The organism is Acetobacter sp. DmW_136, from assembly GCF_008690365.1.
GTDB lineage: Bacteria > Pseudomonadota > Alphaproteobacteria > Acetobacterales > Acetobacteraceae > Acetobacter > Acetobacter oryzifermentans.
Window position 1 is genome coordinate 1 of sequence record NZ_VHON01000064.1, and the last position, 1,698, is coordinate 1,698.

General features: G+C 56.0%; 1 protein-coding gene and 1 pseudogene. Both read right to left on the minus strand.

Annotated elements, in window-relative coordinates; genetic code table 11:
* Nucleotides 1-132 precede the first annotated feature (132 nt).
* Nucleotides 133-1,212, minus strand: a complete 1,080-nt coding sequence (locus FKW31_RS14305) for an IS110 family transposase (protein WP_087636577.1) — start codon at nt 1,210-1,212, stop codon at nt 133-135.
* A 257-nt stretch (nt 1,213-1,469) separates the two neighbouring features.
* Nucleotides 1,470-1,698: pseudogene (locus FKW31_RS14310) on the minus strand (DDE-type integrase/transposase/recombinase); the annotation flags it as partial.

The window sequence follows — 1,698 nt, forward strand, 5'->3', positions numbered from 1 at the left end:
TTAATGGTCTCCGCCAGGGCGTTATCATAGGAATCCCCAACACTGCCGACAGAAGCAACGAGCCCCGCTTCAGCCAGTCTTTGCGTGTAGAGAATGGACACATATTGACAGCCGCGGACGCCCTTCTGTTTGTCAAGCAGCAAAACGTGTGGCGTTGATGTCCCGATGTCGGCGTATGATGATCCCGTAGACCTCACGGGCGATATAGCGCTTGAGGATACGGATAACCTCAAGTTTGGAATGTCCTTCTGCCACACGCCTGGCAACATAGGCGCGTGTTTTTTCATCTGTTCGCAGGCGTCCAATCGCGATGATATGCAGGGCGCTGTTAGCCGCCCGATCACCACCTCGGTTCAGACGATGACGAATTGTTTTTCCAGAGGACGCCGGAACAGGCGTGACACCGCAAAGGGCAGCGAAGCTGGCCTCTGATTTCAGGCGGTCAGGATTGTCGCCCGCCGTCAGAAGAAGTTGCGCTGCTCCATTGTGCCCTATGGAATTTCTGGCAATGAGGTCAGGTGCCAGTTCCTCAACAATAGCCTTGATCATCAGATCCAGTTCACCAATTTCGTCATGCAGTTCAAGGTAGCGACGCGCAAGAGATTTCAGGCTGATCCGATAAGCTGCCTCGATATCGCGATAAGCCGTGAGATCCGGTCGGGAGGCAGCAAGAGTGCGGATCAACTGCATGCGGGTCATGGAGCGAAGATGCTCACGCAGGGTATCTGGGGCCGCAATGATGGTGTTCTGGATCATCTGCAGGGAAATCCGTCGTGCACTTACGGCAGTTTTGCGGCACGCTCTCAAGACCCGGAGTGCTTCCACCATGCCGTCCCTGCGTCGTGGTGTAACGGTGCGTTGGCCTGCAAAGGCGGCGTGCGCTGCGTTCTGGGCGTCCAGATCATCATTCTTTCCACGCCGACGCCGATCATGTCGATCAGGTGCCGTGACTTCCAGAACTTCGATCCCTGCAGCCTGAAGATAACGCAACAGGCCTGCACCATAGCTGCCGGTTGATTCAACACCCACACGCATGAGATCACCTGCGGCTCGCATCCAGGCCAGCATCTGCCGATAACCCTGTCTTGTCGTGGGGAAACTCTGTGTACCAATCACATGGTCCTGCTCGTCAACAATGGCTGCAACATGCAGATCCTTGTGGGTGTCGACACCGCCAACAACCTGACGCAGTCTTTCTTCGTTTTTGTCCATGACGGTTCCTCGCGCTTCTCTGTCGTGATGGCCAGGCCAAGGTCCGCTGCATGGACAGGACAGTCATGAGACCTCATCAGGTCAGGCCCTTCTCGGGTCACAGGCAATGGCCAAGGCATAGCCTTTCCGCGAGGTGCTTCCGGACAGTCGACAGGTCCGGGGAAAGACACAACGGTCGATCGGAATACGGGTCAAACCGTTCCGGGCCCCTCACAGTGCCAGTCTACCGTGGTCGATCGGAGTGTGAGACAAACCGTCCGGAAGCTAGCGACCATCTTCTGACTGTCGGAATGGTGGGTCACTTTTCCCTCAGGTTGCCTCTGGCACAGAGCCTGCTCAAGGGCATCCAGCACGAAGTCGGTATGGGCCGTTGAGGAGACGCGCCAGCCCACAATGACCCGTGCGAATACATCAATGATGAAGGCCACATAAACAAAGCCCTGCCATGTGGAAACGTAAGTAAAATCCGAAACCCACAGTCTGTTG

Excerpts from the sequence above, each read along its gene's own strand:
- FKW31_RS14305 (WP_087636577.1), bottom strand. The coding sequence starts at position 1,212 with ATGGACAAAAACGAAGAAAGACTGCGTCAGGTTGTTGGCGGTGTCGAC.